Origin of the sequence: Mixta mediterraneensis (genome assembly GCF_030283135.1) — a bacterium.
Classification (GTDB): domain Bacteria; phylum Pseudomonadota; class Gammaproteobacteria; order Enterobacterales; family Enterobacteriaceae; genus Pantoea; species Pantoea mediterraneensis.
On sequence record NZ_JASUAZ010000019.1, the window covers coordinates 44,432 to 70,136 of the forward strand.

Genomic DNA, 25,705 nt, shown 5'->3' on the forward strand with positions numbered 1-25,705 from the left:
TCTCTCCTTATCAAGCCTGAACCAGCGGACCGGGACTGGCAAGGTAGCGCGTGCGAATCGCCTCGGCGGCGAACAGTGTCGTGGCGCAAACAATGCCGGTTGGGTTGTAAGCAAGGTTCTGCGGGAAGCAGCATGCGCCAGTAACAAACAGATTTGGCACATCCCAGCTTTGCAGATACTTATTCACTACGCTTGTGGAGGGGTTATCACCCATCACCGCGCCGCCAGTGGTGTGTGTGGATTGATAAGGACGTACATCGTAATGGCTATTCAGGGTCTTAAAGGCCACTTCATAGGTTTTGGGATTGATGGTTTTAACGATCTCTTCAGCCCGGTCCTTAATGAAGTTCGTCATCTTCAACTCGTTCTGTTGCCAGTCGAACGTCATCCGCAACAGCGGTTGGCCATAAATATCTTTATAGGTCGGATCAAGATCGAGATAGCATTGACGATATGGCATCACTGAACCCGATGAACCTACGTTCATCGTATGCAGATAATTGTCTTTGATGGCCTGCTTCCAGCCGGAACCCCAACGCGGTGCATCTTTAGGAATGCCCATTTGCTGAATCGGACGACCCCCAGAGAAGGCGGCGGAAATTGTGGCACCGCCCACAAAACCAAGCTTGCTGTGATCGAAATTTTCTGCGTTGAAATCATCAATCATTGTGGTGGTTGCGCCAGTAGCTGCAAACGGATTGAAATAAGTGTCTTTATCGAAGAACAACTTAATGCCGCCGGTCATCTGATAGGCATAATTACGGCCTACCACGCCTTCGCCGGTCATTGGGTTGTAAGGTTTGCCGATATTGGATAAGAGCAGCAGGCGCACGTTATGGAGCTGAAAGGCGCTTAATACCACTAAAGCAGCCGGTTGCTCGATTTCATTACCTTGCGCATCAATATAAGTGACGCCTGTGGCTTTTTTACCGCTGCTGTCGGTATTCACACGGATAACATGTGACTGCGTACGCAGCTCAAAATTACTATGCTGACGTAACGCCGGGATCACGCATGACTGGGGTGAACCTTTAGAGTAGTTAAAACAGCCGAAGCGCTCGCAGTAACCACAATAATTACATACCCCAAGCTGGACGTTATAAGGATTGGTCCAGGATTCGGTACAGTTGGCTGCCGGACACTGGAAAGGGTGATACCCCAGTTTTTGTGCAGCTTGTGCAAACAAATCTCCCGCATAAAGCGTTTGCAGCGGCCTGGTGGGATAATCATTTTTACGCGGTGATTCAAAGGGGTTACCGCCAGCAATTTTTTCACCGTTTATATTGCCTGCCTTGCCTGATGCGCCACAAATTTTCTCGAATTTGTCAAAAAACGGCTCCAGCTCTTCATAGCTAAACGGATAATCCTGCACCGTCATGCCTTCAGGAATAAAGCTTGCTCCATATTTTTCAATGACCGTGCTGCGCATTTTGAGATCTGCTTCCAGCGGGCGCCACAGTTGACCATTCCAGTGCGTCCCTGCGCCACCCACGCCATCGCCCGGCAGGAAAGAGCCAAAGCGGCGGTAAGGCAGGGCAGTCTCGCTGGTTTTGTGGCGTATTGTTACTGTTTCTTTAGCCGCGTTTTGAAACAGCTTCAGGCGAATGCCGTAGGTCAGTTCATCTGCGATACGGGGATAGGCAAAGTCAGGATAAGTATCACGGTTCTCGCCGCGCTCCAGCGCCACAATCTTCAAGCCACTGCTGGCCAGTTCCATCGCCATTAGCGAGCCGGTCCAGCCAAATCCGACGATAACAATATCGACGGAATCTTTTTTTACTGCAGCCATTACACACTCCTTTTACTGGAAATACTGACCGGACCGAGCGGATACGGTTTATTAGGTTGCTGGACCGTATCAATAAAATCGGCACGGGCACCGGGAAAGCCAATCAGCTTCCACGAGGCCAGAGTCTGGTTGCCGCCATGTATCGGATCGGCGAGATACCCTTCTTTGGCGTTTTCCAGTAGCTGCTCAAAAAATAGCTTGCCGTGAATGGCTTCATTGCGGATATGGTCCGCTTCCAGATCGCGCAGCACAGCTTCCTGCTGGCTGGCGTCCAGCTGATAAAAATCTTTCTGAAATTTTTGCTGGCAGTAGTCATCGGTTAATTTGATCCCGACGCGATAAGTGTCGCGCGGCACCAGATGTGACTGATAACCCATTTCCGGTGCGGCTTCGGCAAACGGCGCCTGCATGTACCACAACCGGCCATAGCCGTAAGGAAGTTCCATCTGTTTATCAATATAAACGGGGACCCCTTCGCTGACGGCGCCGGGACCGTTTGCATCGCTGGGAATCAGACGCTCTAAGGCGGCAAGCAGAAATTTCCACTCTTTATCATTGAAGTAGGCAGGAACGTAATCCTGTACTACGCCTTGCGGTTTTTCGGCTGCGGGGGAAGTTAATGAAACGACACCCGTGCTGGCGGCAGCGGCGAGAGGGATGAGCGAGAGCGATTTTTGTAAAAAACGTCTCCGGCCCGAGGGATGCTCTTCAGGCTTGTTGGCTGACATTGCTTTTCCTTGGAAACCCATTACGGGTGGTTTGTTATAAGGTTGTAATTTTTGTTATGGGGAGATTAATTAGGAATGACAAAAGGTTGCAAGAAGAAAATTAGCAGGCTAACTATGAGGCGACTTTTTATTGAAGCGTTTCAGCTCTAGCTATTATGCGGGTTGGAAAAAGTTCAATAACAAACGAAACGGCCAGCGGAAAGAGAGTAACAAAATGTACAGAAGGAGAGGAAAGCCTTTTAGCGGGGCGCTAAAAGGCCAGCGGTGCGGGATGGGTTAACCGCGCCAGATCAAATTTTGGCAGCGGCGATCGGCTGGTTTGTTGCCCAGCAATTTCTCGATCAACATCAGGCGCAGCGTAAACGGGGAACGCGTCAGCAGGCACAACCAGGATTTCACATCCACAGAAGCCATTTTTTCAGCCTGGAAGCATTTGCTGCAATCTAAACAGCATTTCAGGGTGCTCATCGCATCACCTCCCAATTAATGTTGACGCAAAAGCAAGCAGGATCCAGGGATAAAACCCGGAAAATCAGCAGTAAAAGGTAAGGATCCGATATGATCTTTAGCTCGCGGCTGATAGGCCTGCTTACATTACCAACAAATATAGCACTGGCTATACCGTTTAGCCAATGCTAATCAGGAAAAATTTGAGCTTCGTTGCAGCTGGTTTACAATAGGCGCAGCTAATCCGCAGAGCAGGTTAAAGGCGGAAAATAATAAAGAGGAAGCTGAATGAGTCGTCGTGCTAAAAGCGTGGTTTCTGTCCCGCAAGGACCACTAAAAGATATTGAAGAGCATGTCGAAGGTTTTCGGCAGGTGCGTGAAGCGCATCGTCGTGAGCTTATTGATGACTACGTTGAGTTAATCTCTGATTTAATTGGTGAGTTTGGCGAAGCGCGTCAGGTTGATATGGCGGCACGTTTGGGTGTCTCTCAGCCAACCGTTGCTAAGATGTTGAAGCGCCTTAGCAGCACTGGGTTAGTTGAGCAGGTGCCCTATCGTGGCGTATTTCTCACCGCTGAAGGCGAAAAACTCGCGGAAGAGAGCCGTGCACGCCATTATATTGTTGAAACCTTTCTGTTAGCGCTGGGCATCAGCCCGGAAACGGCTCGTCGTGATTCCGAAGGCATTGAGCATCATGTCAGTGATGAAACGCTGGCGGTTTTTCAGAAATTTTACGAGAACCGCTAATTCTTAAGGCGACCGGCCATCATGCCTATCGTGTTTCGTTCGTTTTTGCATGACCGCATTTTGCATCTGCTGGTAGTGACGGGCGCGATCCTTCTGTTTCTGGCCGATTTCTCCTGGCCAGATCTGCCGAAGGCGGTGGACTGGCACACCATGATGACGCTGACCAGTCTGTTGATCCTCACTAAAGGGTTAGAAACCAGCGGTTATTTTGACGTATTAGGCGGGAAGTTAATCGCACGTTTCAGGCATGAGCGTGCGCTAGCGCTGTTTATGGTTCTGGCCGCTGCACTGCTTTCTACGTTTCTGACTAATGATGTGGCGCTGTTTATTTTAGTGCCTTTAACGCTCACGTTACGTAAATTCTCCCGCTTACCGATTTCACGTTTAATTATTTTTGAAGCACTGGCGGTGAATGCCGGATCGTTAATCACGCCTGTTGGCAATCCACAAAATATTTTGTTATGGAGCCACGGTTCGCTCAGTGTGGCCGGCTTTATCTGGCAAATGTTACCGTTGGCGGTCTGGCTGATGTTAACTCTGATGTCGCTAACCTGGTGGTGTTTTTCAAGGCGTGAAATTCATAAACATGGCAATAGCGAAACCCTTCACTGGCAAAAGCCACTGTTTATAGTGAGCGTGCTGTTATATGTCCTGTTTATTATGGCGCTGGAATGGCATCTCACCGGCTGGGCGCTGCTGGCCATTGTGCTGTGTTTTTTAGTGCTGGCGCGTCCGGTATTACTCAATATCGACTGGAGTTTGCTGGCGGTGTTTATCGCCATGTTTATTGATGTTTATTTGCTGACGCATTTACCGCTGTTACAGACGCGTTTTGGTGCCATTGCACATTATGACAAGGGTGCGCTTTATCTGCTGGCCATCGGTTTATCGCAGGTAATCAGTAACGTGCCTGCCACCATACTGTTGCTGCAAAAAGTTCCCCCAACCGAGTTGCTCGCCTGGGCGGTTAATATTGGCGGGTTTGGTCTGCTGCCCGGCTCGCTTGCTAATTTGATCGCGCTACGTATGGCGAAAGATCGCCGCGTCTGGTGGCAATTTCATCTGTTTTCTGTTCCGTTACTGGCCTGGGCAATGCTTAGCGGCTGGCTGTTATTGTTTCTGCTGGCATAAGGCTCATTCTCTCGTCCTGCTAAAGGTGAAATTGACCAGACGTGCGCCTTTCCTCAAGTTATGTAAAGTTACACTGGAATTTGCCAGTTTACGATCTAAGGTTAAATTGACCTTTTATGCCCGAGAATTAGGGCCTTAGCCAGTGATGGGAATTATGAGCGAGAAAGATCAACGCGAGCCACGCCAGGAAGACGCTGATAACGCGGCGGATAAAAACAGTCAGTCAACAGAAAAACAGGATACCCAGGATACTCAGGAAAAGCAGAACAACGATGAGGATGAATCCGAGCGCAAACGCCCCGGTAAAAAGCCGTTGATTATTCTGGCGATTGTGGTGGTCATCATGCTGATCGTTGGCTTCTGGTTTTGGTTTAGCACCCGCAATGAAGAAACCACTGACGATGCGTTTACCGAAGGCAACGCAGTGACAATTGCGCCAAAAGCTTCAGGCTATGTGGTTAAACTTTTAGTCAACGATAACCAGCGCGTGAAAAAAGGCGATCTGCTGGTAGAGATCGATCCGCAGGACAATATGGCGCAGCGCGATCAGGCAAAAGCACAGCTGGGACTGGCGCAGGCGCAACTGCATCAGGCGCAGGCGCAGCTGGCACTGTCGCGCGTGCAGTATCCAGCGCAGCGCGATCAGGCGCTCGCCGATCAGGCTAAAGCGCAGGCTAATCTGCTTAATGCACAAGCGGATTACCGCCGCCAGCGTGGCGTCGATCCACGAGCCACCAGCCAGCGCAACATAGATAGCGCCAGTGCGCAATTGCGTTCCGCCGAGGCGCAATTGCAAAGTGCCAAAGCGCAAGTGGAGGTTGCTTCCCAGATTGCTTTGCAAATCCGTCAGCAGGAAACCAACGTGGAAGCGCGTCAGCAGCAGGTTGAGCAGGCGAAAGCGCAACTGAATACGGCGGAATTAAATCTTTCCTATACCCAGGTTCGGGCACCTTATGACGGCTTTGTCACCAAACGTAATGTGCAGCTGGGCACGCTGGTGCAGGCCGGAACCTCGCTGTTCTCGCTGGTATCACCCGACATCTGGATCACCGCCAACTTTAAAGAGTCACAGCTGGAACGCATGAATCCGGGCGACAAAGTGGCGATCACCGTTGATGCCTGGCCAGATATGCAGCTGGAAGGGCATGTCGATAGTATCCAGATGGGTTCTGGCTCGCGCTTCTCGACTTTCCCGGCGGAAAACGCCACCGGTAATTACGTAAAAATCGTACAGCGTGTGCCGGTAAAAATTGTCATCGATAAAGGTTTAGATCCGAATCATCCGCTGCCGCTCGGCCTGTCGGTTGAACCGAAGGTGACGGTGGAATGAGCCCGTCGCAGAGCTGGAAACCGTCCAGTAATCCGTGGCTGGTTGCTGTCACAGTTACGCTGGCGGTGTTCATGGAGATTCTTGACACAACCATTGTCAACGTGGCGCTGCCGCACATCGCCGGTTCGCTCTCTTCCAGTTACGATGAGTCAACCTGGGTACTGACTTCGTATCTGGTGGCGAACGGCATTGTGCTGCCCATCTCTGCCTTTTTTAGCCGGTTATTTGGTCGCAAGCAGTTTTTTTTGATTTGTATTGTAATGTTCACCCTGTGCTCGTTTCTGTGTGGCATCGCCACCGAGTTATGGCAAATCATTCTGTTTCGCGTGTTGCAGGGCTTCTTTGGCGGGGGATTGCAGCCGGTTCAGCAATCGGTACTGCTTGACTACTTCAAATCGGAAGATCGCGGTAAGGCCTTTGGCCTTTCCTCAATTGCGATAATCGTCGCGCCCGTCATCGGGCCAACGCTTGGCGGCTGGATCACCGATAACTACAGCTGGCGCTGGGTCTTTTTCATTAATATCCCGGTAGGGATTCTTACTGTACTGGCGATCTATCAGTTGCTGGAAGATCCACCCTGGGAGCGTAAATGGGCTAAAGGTCGGCTGAAAATCGATTATATCGGCATATCACTGATTACCCTTGGGCTTGGCTGTTTACAGGTGATGCTGGATCGCGGCGAAGATGAAGACTGGTTCGCCTCGCAATTTATCGTGTTGTTCGCCATTCTGGCGGTGATCGGCATAGTCGGCGCGGTTTACTGGCTGATGTATGCACGTAAACCGGTGGTTGATATATTGGTGATGAAAGATCGCAATTTCTGGGTAGCGGGTTTATTGATGGCTGGTATGGCGATGATCCTGTACGGCAGTTCAGTGATATTGCCACAGCTGGCACAGCAGGATCTCGGCTACACCGCAACCTGGTCAGGTTTAGTGCTGTCGCCGGGCGCGGTGTTAATTGTAATGACCATTCCGCTGGTGTTAAAACTGATGCCGATCGTGCAGACGCGTTACATTATCGCGTTTGGGTTCTCCTGCCTTGCCGTCGCGTTCTTCTATTCGGCGAGCTTAGCGCCAAATATTGATTTCACCACGCTGGTATTGATGCGTAGTGCGCAGTCGATCGGCCTTGGCTTTCTGTTTGTGCCGCTCACCACCATTGCTTTCGTAACTATTCCACAGCGCCTGAATGCCGATGCTTCCGCGCTGTTTACTATGTTCCGTAACGTTGCCGGATCGATTGGTATTTCGCTGTCTACCGCCGCCATCACCGAACGCGAACAGGTGCGGTCCGCGCATATGGTGCACAACATGACGCCTCTTAACGAGCAATTTAACATCACCATACAGCACTGGGCGCAGGCAATTCGCGACTTCACTTCGGCGGTTGGCGATCCGATGACGCTGGCGGCCGGGCAGCTTTATCAGGAGATGATCGCGCAGTCGCGTATTCTCGCCTACATCGACGTTTTTTCAGGTTTGAGCATTATCGCTCTGATATTGATTCCATTTTGTTGGCTGCTGGCGCCGATTAAGAGCGAAGGCAGTGCAGGAGCACACTGACATGCAGGTTATGTTTTCTCGCGGTCTGAAGCCGTTGAGCTTATTGACGCTGACAATATGGCTGACGGGTTGTGCTGTCGGGCCAGATTATCAGGCCCCAAAACCACAGATGCCGGGCGGCTATAACTCGCTGGATTCCCAGGAAGCCTCGAAACCGCAATCTTCGGTGGTAGATACCCGCTGGTGGCGCAACTTTAACGATCCCCAGCTTGATAGCCTGATTGCGCGTGCTATTGAAGGTAATCTGACATTGCAACAGGCTGTGTTGCGTATTGCTGGCGCGCGTGAGCAGCTGGCGCAGGCGCAGGGCAGCTTATTTCCCAGCCTGAACGGCTCAGCCAGCGTCATGCGCCAGCAGCCTGGTCTGAAGGGCCTGTTGAAGTCAAATGGCGCTTACGATCAGCTTGATAGTGACGTCGCCAGCCAGCTTAACAGCCTGACGCAGCCGGTGACGCTTTATCAGGGCAGCTTTGACGCCAGTTGGGAGCTGGATCTATGGGGCAAAGTACGACGTCAGGTCGAGGCGGCAAACGCCCAGACGCAGGCGGCTATTGAGCAGCGTAACGATGCGTTAGTATCATTAGAAGCCGAAGTGGCGCGTGCCTGGCTGCAACTGCGCGGTGCGCAAGCCACGGTACAAACCCTGCAACAACAGATCGATGTCGCACAACAAACCACTCAGCTGACGCTAAGCCAGCAGCGCCACGGCCTGGCGCCGTTGACCGATGTAGAAAATGCCCACGCCCAGCTCAGTACGCTGCAGGCGCAGCTGCCGCAGTATCAAGCCCAGGCTCGCCAGGCAATGAACGGATTAGCCGTGCTATTAGGGAAAACCCCTGGCGCGCTGGATACCGAACTGAATACGCCGAAAGCGATACCGGCGCTGCCGAAGATTGTCTCTGTTGGTATTCCGTCAACGCTGGCGCGCCGTCGGCCGGATATTCGACAGGCAGAAGCCACGCTACATGCACAAACCGCCAATATTGGCGTTTCAGTGGCGCAGCTGTTCCCTGATTTGTCGTTGACCGGACAGCTTGGGGTACGCAATACCGATGCCAGCTATCTGGATAACTGGAGCAGCCATTTTTATAGCTACGGCCCTTCATTATCGATCCCAATTTTTCAGGGCGGACGGCTGGTATCGAGCGTAAAACTGGCACGTGCGCAGCAGGCCAGCGCGGCGCTGGATTATCGTCAAACCGTGCTAACCGCATTGCAGGACGTTGAAAATGCGTTGGTAAGTTATCGCGCCGATCAACAGCGTGTGACTGCACTGGATGAAACGACCGGCGCGCTACAACGTGCGTTTGATTTAGCCAGCGACAGCTACCGACAAGGGCTTTCTACCTTCCTTGATGTGCTGGATGCCCAGCGACAGTTAGCGCAGGCTCAGGAACAGGCGACTCAGGCAAAAATGCAAAGCGGGCTGGATTTAGTCGCGTTGTATAAAGCCCTGGGCGGCGGCTGGGAAACCTATCAACAGGTTACTTTGCCGCAGTACGATGTCTTTGGGCCGGCGACGCAGGTGAATTAACACTGCAAAGAAGGCGCAGAGAACCTCTTTCACTTTCGCTATGTCAGCAGATCGACCACCAGCGTGCGCTTAAAAATTAGCAACGTTACGCCTGTTTTATTCAACGGTAACGTTCCGCTGGTGCGCTAGCTATTATGGACGCAGCAATAACTGAAATCAGTCTCGCCAGTGAAACAGTGGGAGTCACTCCCGCCACGTTTCGCCGTTCTGCCTGCCATTATGACAAAAGGTGAAACGAACCAGGCTGTAACGCTTTCATAAGCAGACCGTTAATTATTTGTCTGACCTAATGCGCGGCAATATGTGCCGTGACCTTCTGGCGCAATTTTCAGTGGTGAAGAGCAAAAGAATTTAAAAGCGACAAATTCCCGAAAAGCACAAAGAAGCCCGTTAAGGAAATTATTCTTATTTGCTTTTTCCCCGTCTGGCGTTGTGGGTCCGTTATGCTGCCCTTACTGGGTGAGTAATAAGCGAGCGTTAATTCTGCGGAACGCGGCATTTTTATGACGACTGACATAAGGGCGATACCGGATTTTCGCAGAATTGCGCGTCGGGAAAAGGTATCGTCACAGTCTGCTGTCGAAACAGGCGGCATAACGCAGGGAAAATAATTAACGCTAATGAAATATAAATTTCTAAAACTGAGGCTGTTCTGATAAAAACAGCGAAAAATTAGCCAGAGGGTAAAGGGTTTATCATAAAAAATGTGATGGGTAGCGCAATTTTCACTCGGTTTTATGACGCGTTACGAAAAATTAATTTTCCATTCTTATTGTTAATGGCATAAATAATCTATTTTCTTTAGGTGTTGTGACATCACCAGGAGAAAATATGTCCAGAGAAAGCTACCTCACCCCTAACAAAGCCTCCGGGCCAAACAGCGCTGTCCGTACCGAACCCTTTGTAAAAGTGATTGCTGTCGTTGCCACGCTTGGCGGCCTGCTGTTTGGCTATGACACCGGCGTCATTTCCGGTGCGCTGCTGTTTATGGGCCCGGAACTCCATCTCACTCCATTCACCACCGGCTTAGTGACCAGCAGCCTGCTGCTTGGTGCAGCTTTTGGCGCGCTGGCGTCTGGACAATTTGCCGCTGCCGCTGGTCGAAAAAAAATCATTCTGATCTTAGCCGTAATCTTTGCCACCGGCGCATTGGGCTCGTCGTTAGCACCGGATGTGAACTGGATGGTTTTTTTCCGACTGGTGCTGGGAATTGCGGTTGGCGGCGCTGCCGCGACCGTACCCGTTTACATCGCAGAAATTGCCCCGGCAAATAAGCGTGGGCAGCTGGTCACGCTGCAGGAACTGATGATCGTCTCCGGTCAAATGCTCGCCTATATCTCTAATGCCGGTTTTAACGCCGCGTGGGGAGGGGAAACAACCTGGCGCTGGATGTTGGCAATCGCCACCATTCCGGCGGTGCTGTTATGGTTTGGCATGATGTTTATGCCTGATACGCCGCGCTGGTACGCCATGAAAGGCCGTCTGGCTGAAGCGCGACAGGTTCTGGAGCGCACACGTGTGAAAGAGGACGTTGACTGGGAGCTGACGGAAATTGAAGAGACGCTGAGCGAAGAGAGTCAACAGCATCCCGGTCTGGGTGAACTACGCAAGCCGTGGTTGTTGAAGCTATTCCTGATTGGCGTGGGGATCGCGGCCATTCAACAGCTCACTGGCGTCAATACCATTATGTATTACGCACCGATGATGCTAAAAGCGGTCGGTATGAGCAACAGTGCCGCCTTGTTTGCCACTATTGCTAATGGTGCAATTTCCGTACTGATGACGTTTGCCGGTATTTGGCTGCTGGGGAAAATAGGTCGTCGTACCATGATAATGATCGGCCAGTTTGGTTGCACGGCGTGTTTATTATTTATCGGCACCGTTAGTTATTTAATGCCGGAGACGGTAAATGGTCAGCCGGATGTCTTACGCAGTTATATGGTATTACTGGGCATGTTGATGTTCCTTAGCTTTCAACAAGGCGCACTCTCACCGGTGACCTGGTTGCTACTGTCAGAAATTTTCCCTACGCGCCTGCGCGGCATATTTATGGGCGGGGCGGTGTTTGCCATGTGGATTGCTAATTTTCTTATTTCATTGATGTTTCCCCTTTTACTGGCAAGCGTCGGTCTTTCTGGTGCGTTCTTTATCTTTGCGGTGATAGGTATTGGCGGCGCAATTTTTGTCGTGGCCTGCGTACCGGAAACGCGTAACCGCAGCCTTGAGCAGATTGAGCATTATTTGCATGACTGGTTATCAACCAATGAAGAAGCGCAAACGCTAACGCCTGTAATTAAAAAAACCTCCTAACGTTAAGAATACGCAAAGAGAAATAAGCCTGGTTTATTAACCAGGCTTATTTTTTTGCTTCAAGTTGTACAGCGCTTCTGAGCAATGTCGAACTTTAGCCTTGGTTAAATCCCTTGCTGACCAGGGGATAACAGGAATAACGCTGACACAGTTTTATGCTTTCCTTTAAGCACAATCGGTAACTTTTCATAAAATTCTAACGACTGAAATCGATTCCAGCCGCCAGGATTAACGCAGCGCGACTGTTAATTTCACGTTAATAAAAGATCTAAAATGACCCACTAAAAAATGTATCACCATTTAAAATACGGTTCGGGATTATCTGGAGTGTAAAATTAATTTATTTTTTTATTTGAATTAGGTAATCTTATCGCTACAGTTTTAATTACCCCCTTCAAACAAGGACATTGTGATGAGTGATGCATTTAAAGTTCTGAACAACATTCGCACATTACGTGCCCAGGCTCGTGAGCTGCCACTTTCTGACCTGGAAGAAATTCTCGAAAAATTAACCGTTGTCGTGACTGAACGTCGCGAAGAAGCAGAAGCGGAAGAAACTCAAAATCGCGAAAAAGAAGAGAAGCTGTCTAAATATCGCGAAATGCTGTTGGCAGACGGTATTGATCCCAATGAATTATTAGGCGCTCTGGAGCCAGGTAAAAAACGCGCTAAGCGTGCTCCGCGTCCAGCAAAATATTCTTACACTGACGAAAACGGTGAAACGAAATCATGGACTGGCCAGGGCCGTACCCCGGCTGCGATTAAAAAAGCGCTGGATTCTGGTAAAAGCCTGGATAGTTTCCTGATCGATTAATTGGCACATTCCTTGTAATGTGGGAGCCGAGGACCTGTTATTGGTGTCTCGGCTTTTTTATTTATCGCTGTTCTACGCCAGGCTGCATGTGCATTGGCTGCTTCTGAGTGACGTCACATTATTAACCGCATTGCTCAAATTGACCGATTGCCGTCTGTCTGCACATAAATTTTCAAGGGATATTCCCACTTATCAAACACCTTGTTGGGTCCGCACGCCTTGCGCTGGCGTGCGCTACATCACATCTGGCATAATAGCTGCCGTTTTTTCATCCACTTCTTCATAAAGGTCAATGCCGTGTTAGTTAGCAGCAATATCACCATGCAGTTTGGCAGCAAGCCACTGTTCGAAAATATCTCCGTTAAATTTGGCGGCGGTAATCGTTACGGTTTAATCGGTGCGAACGGCAGCGGTAAATCCACCTTCATGAAGATTTTGGGTGGCGATCTGGTCCCAAGCGGCGGTAATGTTTCTTACGATCCTAATGAACGTATCGGTAAGTTACGCCAGGATCAGTTTGCCTTCGAACAATATAGTGTGCTTGATACCGTAATCATGGGTCACAATGAATTATGGGAAGTTAAGCAAGAGCGCGATCGTATATATGCCCTGCCAGAAATGAGCGAAGAGGACGGCTATAAAGTGGCTGACCTTGAAGTGCTGTATGGTGAAATGGATGGTTACAGTGCTGAATCTCGTGCCGGAGAGTTATTACTTGGCGTGGGTATTCCGGTTGAACAACATTATGGGCCGATGAGTGAAATTGCACCGGGCTTTAAATTGCGCGTATTGCTGGCGCAGGCGCTGTTTTCTAATCCCGATATTTTATTGCTGGACGAACCCACCAACAACCTGGACATTGATACCATTCGCTGGCTGGAGCAGGTTCTTAACGAACGCGACAGCACCATGATTATCATTTCGCATGACCGCCACTTTCTGAATATGGTCTGCACCCATATGGCAGATTTAGATTACGGTGAGTTACGCGTTTATCCGGGTAATTATGATGAATATATGACCGCAGCAACGCAGGCGCGTGAACGTTTGTTAGCCGATAACGCTAAGAAAAAAGCGCAAATTGCCGATTTGCAATCATTTGTAAGTCGCTTTAGCGCCAACGCATCTAAATCACGTCAGGCAACTTCGCGCGCGAAGCAAATGGATAAAATTAAGCTGGAAGAAGTGAAAGCGTCCAGCCGTCAAAATCCCTTTATTCGTTTTGAGCAGGACAAGAAACTGTTCCGTAATGCGCTCGAAGTAGAAGCATTAACCAAAGGGTTTGATAACGGTCCGCTGTTCAAAAATTTAAATCTGATGCTTGAGGTGGGCGAAAAATTAGCGGTGCTGGGGGCTAACGGTATCGGTAAATCGACTTTTCTGAAAACGCTGGTGGGCGAACTCACGCCGGATAACGGCAGCGTTAAATGGTCAGAAAATGCGCGCATTGGTTATTATGCCCAGGATCACGCAGAAGACTTTGCTAACGATCTGACCGTATTTGACTGGATGAGTCAATGGAAACAGCCGGGTGATGATGAACAAACCGTGCGCGGTATTCTCGGTCGCCTGCTATTTTCTCAGGATGATATTAAGAAACCGGCTAAAGTACTTTCTGGTGGTGAGAAGGGACGTATGCTGTTTGGCAAATTAATGATGGAAAAGCCAAACATCCTGATTATGGATGAGCCCACCAACCACCTTGATATGGAATCTATCGAATCGCTGAATATGGCGCTGGAAATGTATGAAGGTACGTTGATTTTCGTTTCGCATGATCGGGAATTTGTGAGCTCGCTGGCAACCCGTGTGTTGGAAATGAAAGAAGACCGTGTTGTGGATTTCACCGGCAATTATGAATATTACCTGCGTAGCCAGGGCATCGTATAAAACAAACCGGGGCAGTTCGCTGCCCCGGTTTTTTACTGTCCACAGACTTCACAGTGTGCGTCCTGCACCACCTTTATGCTGCGAAATTCTGCGCTCATCGCATCGTACATTAACAGACGCGAGGTGGCGGGGGTGCCGTAGTTTGTCAGGAGTTTAATCGCTTCCATCGCCTGCATCGCACCAATCACCCCTACCAGCGGTGCCATTACACCTGCCTCCACGCAGCTTAGCGTCTGCTCACCAAACAGGCGGCTGATGCAGCGATAGCAGGGCGTGCCGGGCTGCCAGGAAAAAACGCTGATTTGGCCCTCCATACGAATCGCCGCCCCTGATACCAGCGGCACGCGTTGTTGACGACAAAGTCGATTGAGCTGCTCGCGTGCCTGAACGTTATCAGTACAATCCAGCACAACCTGCTGGTTTGCAATCAGCGCCAGCATCGCGTCATCGTCATAGCGTGCGTTAAGGCGGTGCAACTTACAGTGCGGATTGATCGCCGCCAGACTTTGCGCAGCGGACGCCACTTTAGCGCGACCGACATCGGCATCATGATGCAAAATCTGTCGTTGCAGGTTTGACAGCGAAACCGTGTCGAAATCAAGCAAGGTTAAATTGCCCACGCCCGCCGCTGCCAGGTACGGAGCCGCCGCACAGCCTAAGCCACCTAAACCCACCACCAGAGCGTGGCTGGCTTTAAGCTGTTCCTGCCCGTCAAAATCAAAGCCGCGCAACACGATTTGCCGGTTGTAGCGCAGCATCTCCTTATCGCTGAGTTCGGGCAGCATTTATCCCTCCAGCAGGACATTAAACGGTTCTATTTCTACCCATTCACCCGCTTCGACATCTCCACGCTCACGCTCCAGCACGATAAAGCAGTTGGCCTGCGCAAAAGAGCTGAATACATGCGAGCCTTGCGGACCGGTGGTATGCACTTCTAATTCGCCCTGATCGTTTTGACGATAAAAGCCACGCTGGAAATCAAGGCGACCGGGGGATTTTTTCAATGGCGTGGCGGCACGAACTTTTTGACGGGGCGGCAGGGCTGATTTTTTCTGTCCGGTCAGCGTGGCAAGCAGCGGAACAACTAACTGATAAAAGGTTACCGCCGCCGATACCGGATTACCCGGCAAACCGCAGAACCAGCTGCTGGTGAGGCGTCCAAAGGCAAAGGGCTTACCGGGTTTAATGGCCAGTTTCCAGAAGGTGATCACGCCTAACGTCTCCAGCATGGTTTTGGTGAAATCGGCTTCACCGACCGAGACGCCACCGGTACTGATCACCACATCTGCCTGGCGATCGGCTTCTTCAAAGGCAACGCGTAACGCATGGGGATCATCTTTAATAATGCCAAGATCGATCACTTCGCAGCTCAGTTTTTTTAGCATCAAAGACACGGTAAAGCGGTTGGTATCGTAAATCTGGCCTGCCGCCAGCGCCTGACCAACCGGCTGTAATTCGTCACCGGTTGAGAATATCGCGACCCGTAGCTTACGCAGCACGCTGACTTCTGCGATACCCAGCGAAGCCAGCAACGGAAGTTCAGCCGCACCAAGACGTACGCCAGCCGTCAGCACCGTTTGTCCCTCGCGAATAACATCGCCGAGCAGGCGAATATTTTGTCCAAGGGTTACCGGTGCAGTAAGCGTTATGGCGTTGCCATGCTGTTCGGTTTCCTCCTGCATCACCACCGCTTCACAGCCTGCGGGGAGCGGCGCACCGGTCATAATACGCACTACACTGCCAGCAGGCCATTCGCCCGTGAATGGCGCACCCGCGAAGGCTTTACCGGCAATGGGCAGCGGCTTTTTGCTGGCGGCATCAGCCAGGCGAATGGCATAACCGTCCATCGCGGCGTTATCAAAGGGGGGCACATCGATGGGTGATGTCACTGCGCGGGCCGTAATACGTCCGGCAGCTTCAGCCAGTGACACGCTGAGGGAATCGGTGACTGGCGTCAGTTGCGCCAGCATTTTTTCCTGAGCATCCTCAAGAGAGATTAATTCTGCGGTCAAGCTTTCCATTGGGATTCAACCTGGGGTTAGTGCATTTGCTGCTTATTATGGTGGCATTTGTATTTGCTGCAACGGCATAAGCCACAATAAAAGGTTATGACCAGGTTAACAGTTTCCGCTTTACATCCCATAATAGGCTTTCTATAGTCAAAAATTAACAAAAATGGGTGAAAACCATTCTAAATCAGGGATTTTCAACCCTGATGCAACGACAGGGCAAGCGTTATGGTAACTGCAGTTATCGCCATTCACGGTGGGGCGGGCGCGATTACGCGTGCCGCGATGAGCGCCGAAAAAGAGCAACAGTATCGTCAGGCATTAACCCATATTGTTACGCGCGGGCAGCAAATGCTGGCGCAGGGCGCAAGCGCACTGGATACGGTGACCGAAGCGGTACGTTTGCTGGAAGAGTGCCCGCTGTTCAACGCGGGCAAAGGCGCGGTATTTACCCACCGGGGCACCCATGAACTTGACGCCAGCGTCATGGATGGCCGCACGCTGGAAGTCGGCGCGGTGGCAGGGGTGACGCGCATCCGTAACCCAGTGCTGGCGGCGCGGGCTGTGCTGGAAACCAGTCCACATGTGCTGTTTATCGGCGCAGGCGCGGAACAGTTTGCCCTCTCTCAGGGAATTGAGCAGGTCGAGCCTGACTTTTTCTCCACCCCTGAGCGCTGGGAACAGCTGCAACGTGCGCTAAACAGCGACCAGCTGGTGCTCGATCATGACGGCGAGGCGCAAAGCCACAGCGACGATCCGCTCAACCCCGACCATAAATTCGGTACGGTCGGCGCAGTGGCACTGGATAGCAACGGTAACCTTGCCGCCGCAACCTCAACGGGCGGAATGACCAATAAACAAGCCGGGCGTGTGGGGGATTCACCGTTGCCCGGTGCCGGTTGTTACGCGGCTAACGACAGCGTAGCGGTTTCCTGTACCGGCACGGGCGAAGTGTTTATCCGCACGCTAGCAGCCTATGACGTTGCCGCGCAGATGCGCTACGGCGCGCGCAGTTTGCAGCAGGCAACTGTCAGTGTCATACATGATAAGGTGCTGGAGATGGGCGGTAGCGGCGGGCTGATCGCGATCGATCATGCAGGAAATGTCGCACTGCCGTTTAACAGCGAAGGCATGTATCGGGGATTTGCGCGCGTAGGTGAAGCGGTTGAAGTGGCGATTTACCGCGAAAGCTAAGGAGCAGGCATGACTGATCGGCAAGCAGTGTTTATGGCGCCAGAGCAGGTACTGGCCGTGCGCGACTTAAATGTGCGGTTCCAGCATGAAGGTGTGATAACGGAAGCGGTGCGCCAGCTTTCTCTCGATCTCCATCGTGGCGAAACGCTGGCGCTGGTGGGAGAATCCGGGTCGGGTAAATCCGTTACTTCGCTGGCGTTGATGCGGCTGATTGAGCAAAGCGGTGGGAGGGTCAGTGGCGAAATCCAGCTACGGCGGCGCAACGGCGAGATGCTGGACATCATGCGCGCTTCACCCGGCCAGATGCGGCGAGTGCGCGGTGCTGACATGGCGATGATTTTTCAGGAGCCGATGACCTCGCTTAATCCCGTATTTCCGGTGGGCGAACAGATCGCCGAATCCATTCGCTTACATCAGGGTAAAAGCCACAGCCAGGCGCTGGCCGAAGCGCGTCGTATGCTGGATTTGGTGCGCATTCCCGACGCGCAAAATGTCCTGAAGCGTTTTCCCCATCAGCTTTCCGGTGGGATGCGCCAACGCGTCATGATTGCGATGGCGCTGTCGTGTAAACCGGCGCTGCTGATTGCTGATGAACCCACCACCGCGCTTGATGTGACCATCCAGGCGCAAATCCTTCAGCTGATCCGCGTGCTGCAAAAAGAGATGCAAATGGGAGTGATTTTTATCACTCACGATATGGGCGTAGTGGCAGAAATGGCCGATCGTGTACAGGTGATGTACCGCGGCGATGTGGTTGAAAACGCACCGGTTGAGCAGCTGTTTAGCGCGCCGCAACAGCCCTATACCAAAGCGTTACTGGCAGCGGTGCCAAAACTCGGTGCCATGAGCGGCCAAACTTTACCGGCAAAATTTCCGCTATTGCAGGGTGAAAACAGCGAAGCAACGCCGCAGGATACGGTACAACATGCAGAGGCACCGATTTTGCAGGTGCGCGATCTGGTCACGCGCTTTGATATTCGTAGCGGCCTGCTCAACCGGGTCAGAAGTCGCGTGCACGCAGTAGAGAAAGTGAGTTTTGATCTCTACGCTGGCGAAACGCTGGCGCTGGTGGGGGAATCGGGCTGCGGTAAATCTACCACCGGGCGATCCCTGCTACGGCTGGTCGCGAGCCAGGGGGGTACTATCACCTTTAATGGTCAGCGCATTGATGATTTGTCCGGCCAGGCGCTGGCACACCTAAGACGCGATATTCAGTTTATTTTCCAGGATCCTTATGCCTCACTCGATCCACGCCTGACGGTCGGTTTTTCTGTTATGGAGCCGCTGCTGGTGCATAACATAATGCCACGCCGCGAAGCAGAGCAGCGCGTGGCCTGGCTGCTGGAAAAAGTGGGTTTGTTACCGGAACATGCACAACGTTATCCGCATGAATTTTCGGGCGGCCAACGCCAGCGTATCTGTATTGCGCGCGCCCTGGCACTCAACCCAAAAGTGGTCATTGCCGATGAGTCGGTATCAGCGCTTGACGTATCAATCCAGGCGCAAATTATTAATTTAATGCTCGATCTGCAACGTGAATTCGGTATCGCTTTTCTGTTTATTTCTCATGATATGGCAGTGGTAGAACGCATCAGCCATCGCGTAGCCGTCATGTATCTTGGACAGATTGTTGAGATGGGACCGCGCCAGTCAGTATTTGAACAGCCGCAGCATCCTTACACTAAAAAACTGATGGCTGCAGTGCCGGTTGCCGATCCGGCGCACCGGCGTCGTGAGCGGGCTTTAATGGTGGATGAAATTCCCAGCCCAATTCGTTCGTTGGGTGACGAACCGGAAGTCGCACCGCTGTTGGAGGTCGCTCCGGGTCATTTTGTTGCCCGCCATGTTATCAGCGTGACCTGAGTAAAATGAAAGCACGTCGCTTCGACGACTAACCAGACAGGGATTACAGGAGAAAAAAATGCATATTACGATGCGTAAAGGGTTACTGGCTGCAGGTGTGCTGAGCAGCGCGATGGCGCTGCCTGCCTGGGCGGCGCAGGATGTAGTGGTTGCCGTGGCTTCCAATTTCACTACCCTGGACCCCTACGATGCCAACGATACATTGTCGCAGGCGGTGGCGAAATCCTTCTATCAGGGCCTGTTCGGCTTCGACAAAGATATGAAGCTGATCAACGTCCTGGCAGAAAGCTATCAGGCCAGTGATGACGGCCTGACTTACACCATTAAGCTGCATTCCGGGATTAAATTTCAGGATGGAACTGACTTCAACGCTGAAGCAGTGAAGGTCAACCTCGATCGCGCCAGCGATCCCGACAACCATCTGAAGCGTTACAACCTGTTCAAATATATCGCTACCACCGAAGTGGTTGATCCAACCACGGTGAAGATTACCCTGAAGCAACCGTTCTCCGCTTTTATCAACAACCTTGCGCACCCGGCAGCGGCCATGATTTCTCCCACCGCGCTTAAAAAGTATGGCAAGGACATCGGCTTTCATCCGGTGGGAACCGGCCCGTTTGAGTTCGTGACCTGGAACCAGACCGATTTCGTGAAGGTGAAGAAATGGGACGGCTACTGGAAGAAAGGGTATCCGAAGCTCGACAGCATTACCTGGCGTCCGGTAGTGGATAACAATACCCGTGCGGCAATGCTGCAAACTGGCGAGGCTAACTTTGCTTTCCCGGTGCCCAATGAGCAGGTTAAGTTGCTGAAGAAAAACAGCAAAATTGACGTGGTCACCACGCCGTCGATCATGCAGCGTTACATTAGCCTGAACGTGACGCAAAAACCTTTCGATAATCCAAAAGTGCGCGAAGCGCTGGAGTACGCAATAAACCGTCAGGCTCTGGCAAAAGTCGCTTTTGCCGGTTACGCCACGCCAGCAACCGGTATTGTGCCGCCCACTATCGACTTTGCCCAGGCCTATCCAGCGATTCAGTACAACCCGGCAAAAGCCCGCGAATTGCTGAAAGAAGCCGGTTATCCAAATGGATTTGAAACCACGCTCTGGTCCTCGCACAACCACAGCACCGCGCAGAAGGTGTTGCAGTTTACCCAGCAGCAGCTGGCGCAGGTTGGCGTGAAAGTCAAAGTCACGGCCATGGATGCCGGTCAACGTGCCGCTGAAGTGGAGGGCAAAGGGCAGAAAGAAAACGGCGTGCGCATGTTCTACACCGGCTGGGCCGCATCAACGGGCGAAGCCGACTGGGCGTTAACACCGCTTTTCGCCACCACGTCAGCGCCGCCAGCCATCTTTAACACCGCGTTTTATAGCAATCCGCAGGTGGATAAAGACCTGCTGGATGCGCTGAAAACCACCGATCGTACTCAGAAGGCCAAACTGTATAAAGATGCGCAGGATCGTATCTGGAATGACCATCCGTGGATCCCGCTGGTGGTCGAACAGTTGGTGTCGGCTAACAGCAAAAATCTCAGCGGTTTTTACGTCATGCCTGATACCTCATTCAGTTTTGATGAAGCCAGCCTGAAGTAACGGAGCAGGCCAGCCTGCCCGGCTGGCCGCGATTGCGCGGAATGTTGCATGCTTAATTATTTTCTAAAACGACTGTTGGGGCTGATCCCCACATTGCTGATCGTGGCAGTGCTCGTGTTCCTGTTTGTTCATCTGCTACCGGGCGATCCGGCACGGCTGATTGCCGGCCCTGATGCGGATGCATCGGTGGTAGCAATGGTGCGTCAGGAGCTTGGGCTGGATTTGCCGCTGCCTCAGCAGTTCTGGCACTTTATTCTCAATGCGTTGCAGGGCGATTTCGGTCAGTCAATGGTATCGAAACGCCCGGTTGCGGATGAGATTGCTTCACGCTTTATGCCGACATTGTGGTTAACGCTGGCCAGCATGATCTGGGCGGTGATTTTTGGCATGACCATTGGCATTGTCTCTGCCGTGTGGCGTAACCGCTGGCCCGATCGCATCGGTATGTCGCTGGCAGTTTCCGGTATCTCGTTTCCCGCTTTTGCGCTGGGTATGCTGCTGATGCAGGTCTTCTCGGTTGAGCTTGGCTGGTTGCCGACCGTCGGTGCCGATAGCTGGCAGCACTATATTTTGCCCTCCATCACGCTGGGCGCGGCAGTGGCCGCAGTAATGGCGCGCTTCACACGCGCCTCGTTTGTTGAGGTGATGCAGGAAGACTATATGCGCACCGCCCGCGCCAAAGGCGTGCGGGAATCGCTGGTGGTGGTAAAACACGGTTTGCGCAACGCTCTGATCCCGGTAGTTACCATGATGGGACTGCAATTTGGCTTCTTGCTGGGAGGCTCGATTGTGGTGGAAGTGGTATTCAACTGGCCGGGACTGGGCCGTTTGTTGGTGGATTCAGTAGAGATGCGCGATTACCCGGTTCTTCAGGCCGAGGTGCTGCTGTTCTCGCTGGAATTCATTTTGATCAACCTGATTGTTGACATGCTGTATGCGGTCATCAACCCGGCCATACGCTACAAATAAGGAGTCGCGATGAAAAACTGGCGACGCGAGGCGGCATTAAAAGCCATGCCGCTGATAAAGGAAAGTCGGGTGCGCACGCCGTGGCGTGAATTCTGGCGGCGCTTTAAGCGGCAACCAGTGGCGTTGTTGGCGGGCTTGTTTGTGGTGGCGTTAATTATTCTGGCGTTTATCGCGCCTTATATTGCGCCATTCGATGCTGAAAATTATTTTGATTACGACCGGCTGAATGAGGGACCGTCGCTGATGCACTGGTTTGGCGTGGATTCGCTGGGCCGCGACATTTTCAGTCGGGTGCTGGTGGGAACGCGTATCTCGCTGATCGCGGGGTTCTTTTCCGTTGCGATTGGCGCGTTTATTGGCACGCTCTTTGGCTTACTGGCGGGTTATTACGAAGGCTGGTGGGATCGTATCACCATGCGTGTTTGCGATGTGCTGTTTGCTTTTCCCGGTATTCTGCTGGCGATTGCGGTGGTGGCAATCATGGGCAGCGGTATGAACAATGTGGTGGTTGCGGTCGCCATTTTCAGCATTCCGGCTTTTGCTCGCCTGGTACGCGGCAATACGCTCGTGCTCAAGCATCAAACTTATATTGAGTCGGCGCGCAGCATTGGCGCGTCTGACTGGACCATACTGACGCGTCATGTCTTGCCGGGTACGGTGTCGCCGATTGTGGTCTATTTCACCATGCGTATTGGCACATCCATTATCACCGCCGCTAGCCTGTCATTTCTCGGCCTGGGCGCGCAACCGCCGACGCCGGAATGGGGCGCAATGCTCAACGAAGCGCGCGCCGATATGGTGATTGCGCCACATGTTGCCCTCTTCCCCAGCCTTGCGATCTTCCTCACCGTTTTAGCCTTTAACCTGCTCGGTGATGGCCTGCGTGATGCGCTCGATCCTAAACTAAAAACATGAAACCTTTCGATTACGATCAGGACTTCAGCACTATCGATTTCCGCAAACATCCTGAACGTTACCAGGTGGGGCGCGGTGAGCAGGGCGTGCTGCTGGTCCAGCCCTACAAAGGCGAAATTTTACCGCACTGGCGCTTTCGTACCGTACCGATTGCCAAAGCGTCGGCGGCAAAAATCATGGCGCTGTTTGAAGAGTACCGCGCACAGGATGATTTTGTGGGCATGGATATGGCGCGCAAGTTTATTCAGATGGGGTATACACGCGCCCGACGCTATAGCAATCATCAGGGGGGAAGGAAATATGATGCAGCAGGCAAAGAGCTGCCACGGGGTGTAGATGAAGAAAAGGCCGCTGCGGCGGCCATTTTCAAAGCGTATTGGGATCGGTTACGGGCTGATCAAGATTATCTGGCGCGTAAGAAAGCGCACCAGCAGTTATACGGTTAAAGCAGGGTAAACGACAGACGATTAAACGCGGCTTGCCCATAAATCATACTCGTCGGCGTGCTCGACTTTTACGTGCAGCACGTCGCCGGGTTTGACAGAATATTCGCCATTCAGATAGACCGCGCCATCAATTTCTGGCGCATCAGCCATGCTGCGGCCAATTGCGCCGTCCTCATCCACTTCATCAATGATCACCAGAATTTCGCGGCCCACTTTTTCCTGCAAGCGTTCGGCAGAAATCTGTTGTTGCAGCTGCATAAAGCGATCATAACGATCCTGCTTCACGGCCTCATCAACCGGGTCCGGTAACTGATTTGCGGTAGCACCTTCAACCGGGCTGTACTGGAAGCAGCCAACGCGATCCAGACGCGCTTCTTTTATGAAGTCGAGCAGCAACTGGAAATCTGCTTCGGTTTCGCCGGGGAAACCCACAATAAAAGTCGAACGCAGCGTTAACGTTGGGCAGATTTCACGCCAGCGTTTAATGCGTTCCAGCGTGCGTTCGACCGCGCCTGGGCGCTTCATAAGTTTGAGAATACGCGGGCTGGCGTGCTGTAACGGAATATCGAGATAAGGCAGAATTTTGCCTTCCGCCATCAGCGGAATCACATCGTCTACGTGCGGGTACGGATAAACATAATGCAGACGCACCCAGACGCCGAGTTTAGCGAGCTGCTCACACAGGCTGACCATGCTGGTTTTTACCGGTGAACCGTTCCAGAAACCGGTACGATGTTTAACATCAACGCCATAGGCTGACGTGTCCTGCGAGATGACCAGGAGTTCTTTTACGCCGGCTTCGACCAGGCGTTTGGCTTCATCCAGTACTTCACCGATGGCGCGGCTGTCGAGATCGCCACGCATTGAAGGAATGATGCAGAAAGTACAGCGATGGTTGCAACCTTCCGAAATTTTCAGATAAGCGTAATGGCGAGGCGTCAGTTTCACCCCCTGTTCCGGCACCAGACTCAGGAACGGATTATGCTCTGGCTTTGGTACATAATGATGCACATGCGACAGCACCTGCTCGTAACTGTGTGGACCTGTAATTTCCAGTACTTTTGGATGCACTTCGCGAATCTGATCGACTTTGGCGCCCAGACAACCGGTGACGATCACCTTGCCGTTTTCGTTCAACGCTTCACCAATCGCTTCCAGCGATTCCTGAACGGCGCTGTCAATAAAGCCGCAGGTGTTAACAATAACAATTTCAGCATCGTCATAGCGCGGCACCACCTCATACCCTTCAGTGCGCAGTTCCGTCAGGATGCGCTCAGAGTCAACGAGATTTTTAGGACAGCCGAGAGAGACAAATCCTACGCGCGGCGGCAGGTTTTTTGTAGTGGTAGTCATAGCCTTATTTCCGGTTCAGCACAGCGATGGCGCGGGATTTTACCTGTGTTGAAATGAAAATTGTAGCGTTATCTGTAAGGGTTTATCAGGTCAACATCCCGTAAAGCTGCAGAGAAAAAACGATCTGCTAACACCTGAAAAACACAGGTTAAAATAGCGGGTTTTTTTCGGTAAATGCGAGCTGAATATTTAATCCGGCAAATTTTACGCACAGTTTGCCGGCAGAGGTAAATAACGCAAAGGTTGTGTTTAGTGGGGACGTTTGCTTAAATCCTCGTTGATATTTGGCTGTTTGCTTTAATAATAGACAGACAAATCAACACTAAAGGCATCGATCCTTTAGCTGACGAAGTGGATAATGTGAGAGCTAAATAATGAAAGAGATCATCAATGGATTTCTGAATTTCCAGCAGAATGTGTTTCCCGAAAGGAAGGATCTTTTCAAAAGCCTGGCGTCGAATCAAAATCCGAAAGCGCTGTTTATTTCCTGTTCTGATAGCCGACTGGTGCCGGAACTGGTGACCCAGCAGGAGCCAGGACAGCTGTTCGTTATTCGTAATGCGGGCAATATCGTACCGTCATTTGGCCCTGAACCGGGCGGTGTTTCGGCAACCATCGAATACGCGGTGGTTGCGTTGGGTGTTACCGACATCATCATTTGTGGTCACTCTAACTGCGGAGCCATGAACGCTATCGCATCTTGCCAGTGTATGGATACCATGCCAGCGGTGGAACACTGGCTGCGCTACGCTGATGCGGCGAAAGCGGTGGTGGAAGGGCGGCAATATGACTCGCCTGAGAAGAAGCTGAACGAAATGGTAAGAGAGAACGTTATCGCCCAGCTTAATAATATGAAAACCCATCCCTCCGTGGCGGTCGCGCTGCGTAAAGGTGCGCTGCGTCTGCATGGTTGGGTTTATGATATTGAAAGCGGGCAGATTATTGCATTGACTGAAGGTGGCAAGCAGTTCATTTCGCTGGCTGATAACCCTGATACCTGTTTCGAGTAACGTCTTCCAGCCCGCCTCGTCCTGCGGCGGGCTTATTGTTCTCATCCTTTCCCCCCTTTCGCCGCAC

21 protein-coding genes are annotated in these 25,705 nt (G+C 51.9%); 15 read left to right on the plus strand and 6 right to left on the minus strand.

The features are described from left to right. Positions 1–10: 10 nt before the first annotated feature. The 3 genes from QRY16_RS12855 to QRY16_RS12865 form a co-directional block, all read right to left on the minus strand. On the minus strand, positions 11–1,789 hold the full coding sequence (locus QRY16_RS12855; protein WP_289776866.1) for a GMC family oxidoreductase: 1,779 nt from the start codon (positions 1,787–1,789) through the stop codon (positions 11–13). Then, complete coding sequence (locus QRY16_RS12860; protein WP_289776867.1) at positions 1,789–2,517, minus strand: gluconate 2-dehydrogenase subunit 3 family protein; 729 nt, start codon at positions 2,515–2,517, stop codon at positions 1,789–1,791. The genes QRY16_RS12855 and QRY16_RS12860 overlap by 1 nt, the downstream gene beginning before the upstream one ends. Positions 2,518–2,793: 276 nt before the next feature. Further along, positions 2,794–2,985 carry a hypothetical protein gene (locus tag QRY16_RS12865; RefSeq protein ID WP_193403368.1) on the minus strand — a complete coding sequence of 64 codons (192 nt, stop codon included), beginning with the start codon at positions 2,983–2,985 and terminating at the stop codon, positions 2,794–2,796. A 267-nt stretch (positions 2,986–3,252) separates the two neighbouring features. On the opposite strand from QRY16_RS12865, the gene mntR reads away from it, so the two are divergent. The 8 genes from mntR to QRY16_RS12905 all read left to right on the plus strand — a co-directional run bounded on the left by mntR (position 3,253) and on the right by QRY16_RS12905 (position 14,285). Next, a complete protein-coding gene (gene mntR / locus QRY16_RS12870) occupies positions 3,253–3,711 on the plus strand; it encodes a manganese-binding transcriptional regulator MntR (protein ID WP_193403367.1) in 459 nt (152 codons plus the stop codon). A gap of 21 nt (positions 3,712–3,732) precedes the next feature. Further along, positions 3,733–4,842, plus strand: coding sequence for an SLC13 family permease (locus QRY16_RS12875; RefSeq protein ID WP_289776868.1), 1,110 nt, complete (start codon positions 3,733–3,735; stop codon positions 4,840–4,842). A 145-nt stretch (positions 4,843–4,987) separates the two neighbouring features. Continuing rightward, the gene (locus tag QRY16_RS12880; RefSeq protein ID WP_419776131.1) at positions 4,988–6,172 is read left to right on the plus strand and encodes an HlyD family secretion protein; all 1,185 of its coding nucleotides are present in this window, start codon (positions 4,988–4,990) and stop codon (positions 6,170–6,172) included. Continuing rightward, positions 6,169–7,737, plus strand: a complete 1,569-nt coding sequence (locus tag QRY16_RS12885) for a DHA2 family efflux MFS transporter permease subunit (RefSeq protein WP_289776870.1) — start codon at positions 6,169–6,171, stop codon at positions 7,735–7,737. The genes QRY16_RS12880 and QRY16_RS12885 overlap by 4 nt, the downstream gene beginning before the upstream one ends. A gap of 1 nt (position 7,738) precedes the next feature. After that, a complete protein-coding gene (locus QRY16_RS12890) occupies positions 7,739–9,271 on the plus strand; it encodes an efflux transporter outer membrane subunit (protein ID WP_289776871.1) in 1,533 nt (510 codons plus the stop codon). A gap of 831 nt (positions 9,272–10,102) precedes the next feature. Further along, a complete protein-coding gene (locus QRY16_RS12895; RefSeq protein ID WP_289776872.1) occupies positions 10,103–11,581 on the plus strand; it encodes a sugar porter family MFS transporter in 1,479 nt (492 codons plus the stop codon). Between the two features lie 412 nt (positions 11,582–11,993). Beyond that, entirely contained in the window at positions 11,994–12,395 is a 402-nt protein-coding gene (locus QRY16_RS12900; protein WP_193403362.1) for an H-NS family histone-like protein, read from the plus strand. 297 nt (positions 12,396–12,692) lie between these two features. Continuing rightward, positions 12,693–14,285, plus strand: coding sequence for an ABC-F family ATPase (locus tag QRY16_RS12905; RefSeq protein ID WP_289776873.1), 1,593 nt, complete (start codon positions 12,693–12,695; stop codon positions 14,283–14,285). 32 nt (positions 14,286–14,317) lie between these two features. On the opposite strand, the gene moeB is transcribed toward QRY16_RS12905, so the two are convergent. Together moeB and moeA are read right to left on the minus strand one after the other, a co-directional pair. Next, positions 14,318–15,070: a molybdopterin-synthase adenylyltransferase MoeB gene (gene moeB, locus QRY16_RS12910; protein WP_193403361.1), complete on the minus strand. Its 753-nt coding sequence runs from the start codon at positions 15,068–15,070 to the stop codon at positions 14,318–14,320. Continuing rightward, positions 15,071–16,306, minus strand: a complete 1,236-nt coding sequence (gene moeA / locus QRY16_RS12915) for a molybdopterin molybdotransferase MoeA (protein ID WP_289776874.1) — start codon at positions 16,304–16,306, stop codon at positions 15,071–15,073. Positions 16,307–16,522: 216 nt separating this feature from the next. Here moeA and QRY16_RS12920 point away from each other — a divergent pair, with 216 nt between their 5' ends. The 6 genes from QRY16_RS12920 to QRY16_RS12945 are packed head-to-tail and all read left to right on the plus strand — an operon-like array spanning position 16,523 to position 23,275. Next, a complete protein-coding gene (locus tag QRY16_RS12920) occupies positions 16,523–17,488 on the plus strand; it encodes an isoaspartyl peptidase/L-asparaginase family protein (RefSeq protein WP_193403359.1) in 966 nt (321 codons plus the stop codon). Between the two features lie 9 nt (positions 17,489–17,497). Beyond that, positions 17,498–19,351: a dipeptide ABC transporter ATP-binding protein gene (locus QRY16_RS12925; RefSeq protein WP_193403358.1), complete on the plus strand. Its 1,854-nt coding sequence runs from the start codon at positions 17,498–17,500 to the stop codon at positions 19,349–19,351. A gap of 58 nt (positions 19,352–19,409) precedes the next feature. After that, positions 19,410–20,945 carry a glutathione ABC transporter substrate-binding protein GsiB gene (gene gsiB, locus QRY16_RS12930; RefSeq protein ID WP_193403357.1) on the plus strand — a complete coding sequence of 512 codons (1,536 nt, stop codon included), beginning with the start codon at positions 19,410–19,412 and terminating at the stop codon, positions 20,943–20,945. Between the two features lie 48 nt (positions 20,946–20,993). Then, on the plus strand, positions 20,994–21,914 hold the full coding sequence (gene gsiC, locus QRY16_RS12935) for a glutathione ABC transporter permease GsiC (RefSeq protein WP_289776875.1): 921 nt from the start codon (positions 20,994–20,996) through the stop codon (positions 21,912–21,914). A 9-nt stretch (positions 21,915–21,923) separates the two neighbouring features. Beyond that, on the plus strand, positions 21,924–22,829 hold the full coding sequence (gsiD, locus tag QRY16_RS12940; protein WP_289776876.1) for a glutathione ABC transporter permease GsiD: 906 nt from the start codon (positions 21,924–21,926) through the stop codon (positions 22,827–22,829). Further along, positions 22,826–23,275 (plus strand): DUF4385 domain-containing protein, encoded by a 450-nt coding sequence (locus QRY16_RS12945; RefSeq protein WP_289776877.1) that lies wholly within the window; start codon positions 22,826–22,828, stop codon positions 23,273–23,275. The genes gsiD and QRY16_RS12945 overlap by 4 nt, the downstream gene beginning before the upstream one ends. A gap of 21 nt (positions 23,276–23,296) precedes the next feature. Here the strand turns inward: QRY16_RS12945 and rimO are convergent, their stop codons facing one another. Beyond that, on the minus strand, positions 23,297–24,628 hold the full coding sequence (gene rimO / locus QRY16_RS12950) for a 30S ribosomal protein S12 methylthiotransferase RimO (RefSeq protein ID WP_289776878.1): 1,332 nt from the start codon (positions 24,626–24,628) through the stop codon (positions 23,297–23,299). Positions 24,629–25,002: 374 nt separating this feature from the next. Between rimO and QRY16_RS12955 the strand changes: the two genes are divergently transcribed. Beyond that, entirely contained in the window at positions 25,003–25,638 is a 636-nt protein-coding gene (locus tag QRY16_RS12955; protein ID WP_193403352.1) for a carbonic anhydrase, read from the plus strand. Positions 25,639–25,705: the final 67 nt, after the last annotated feature.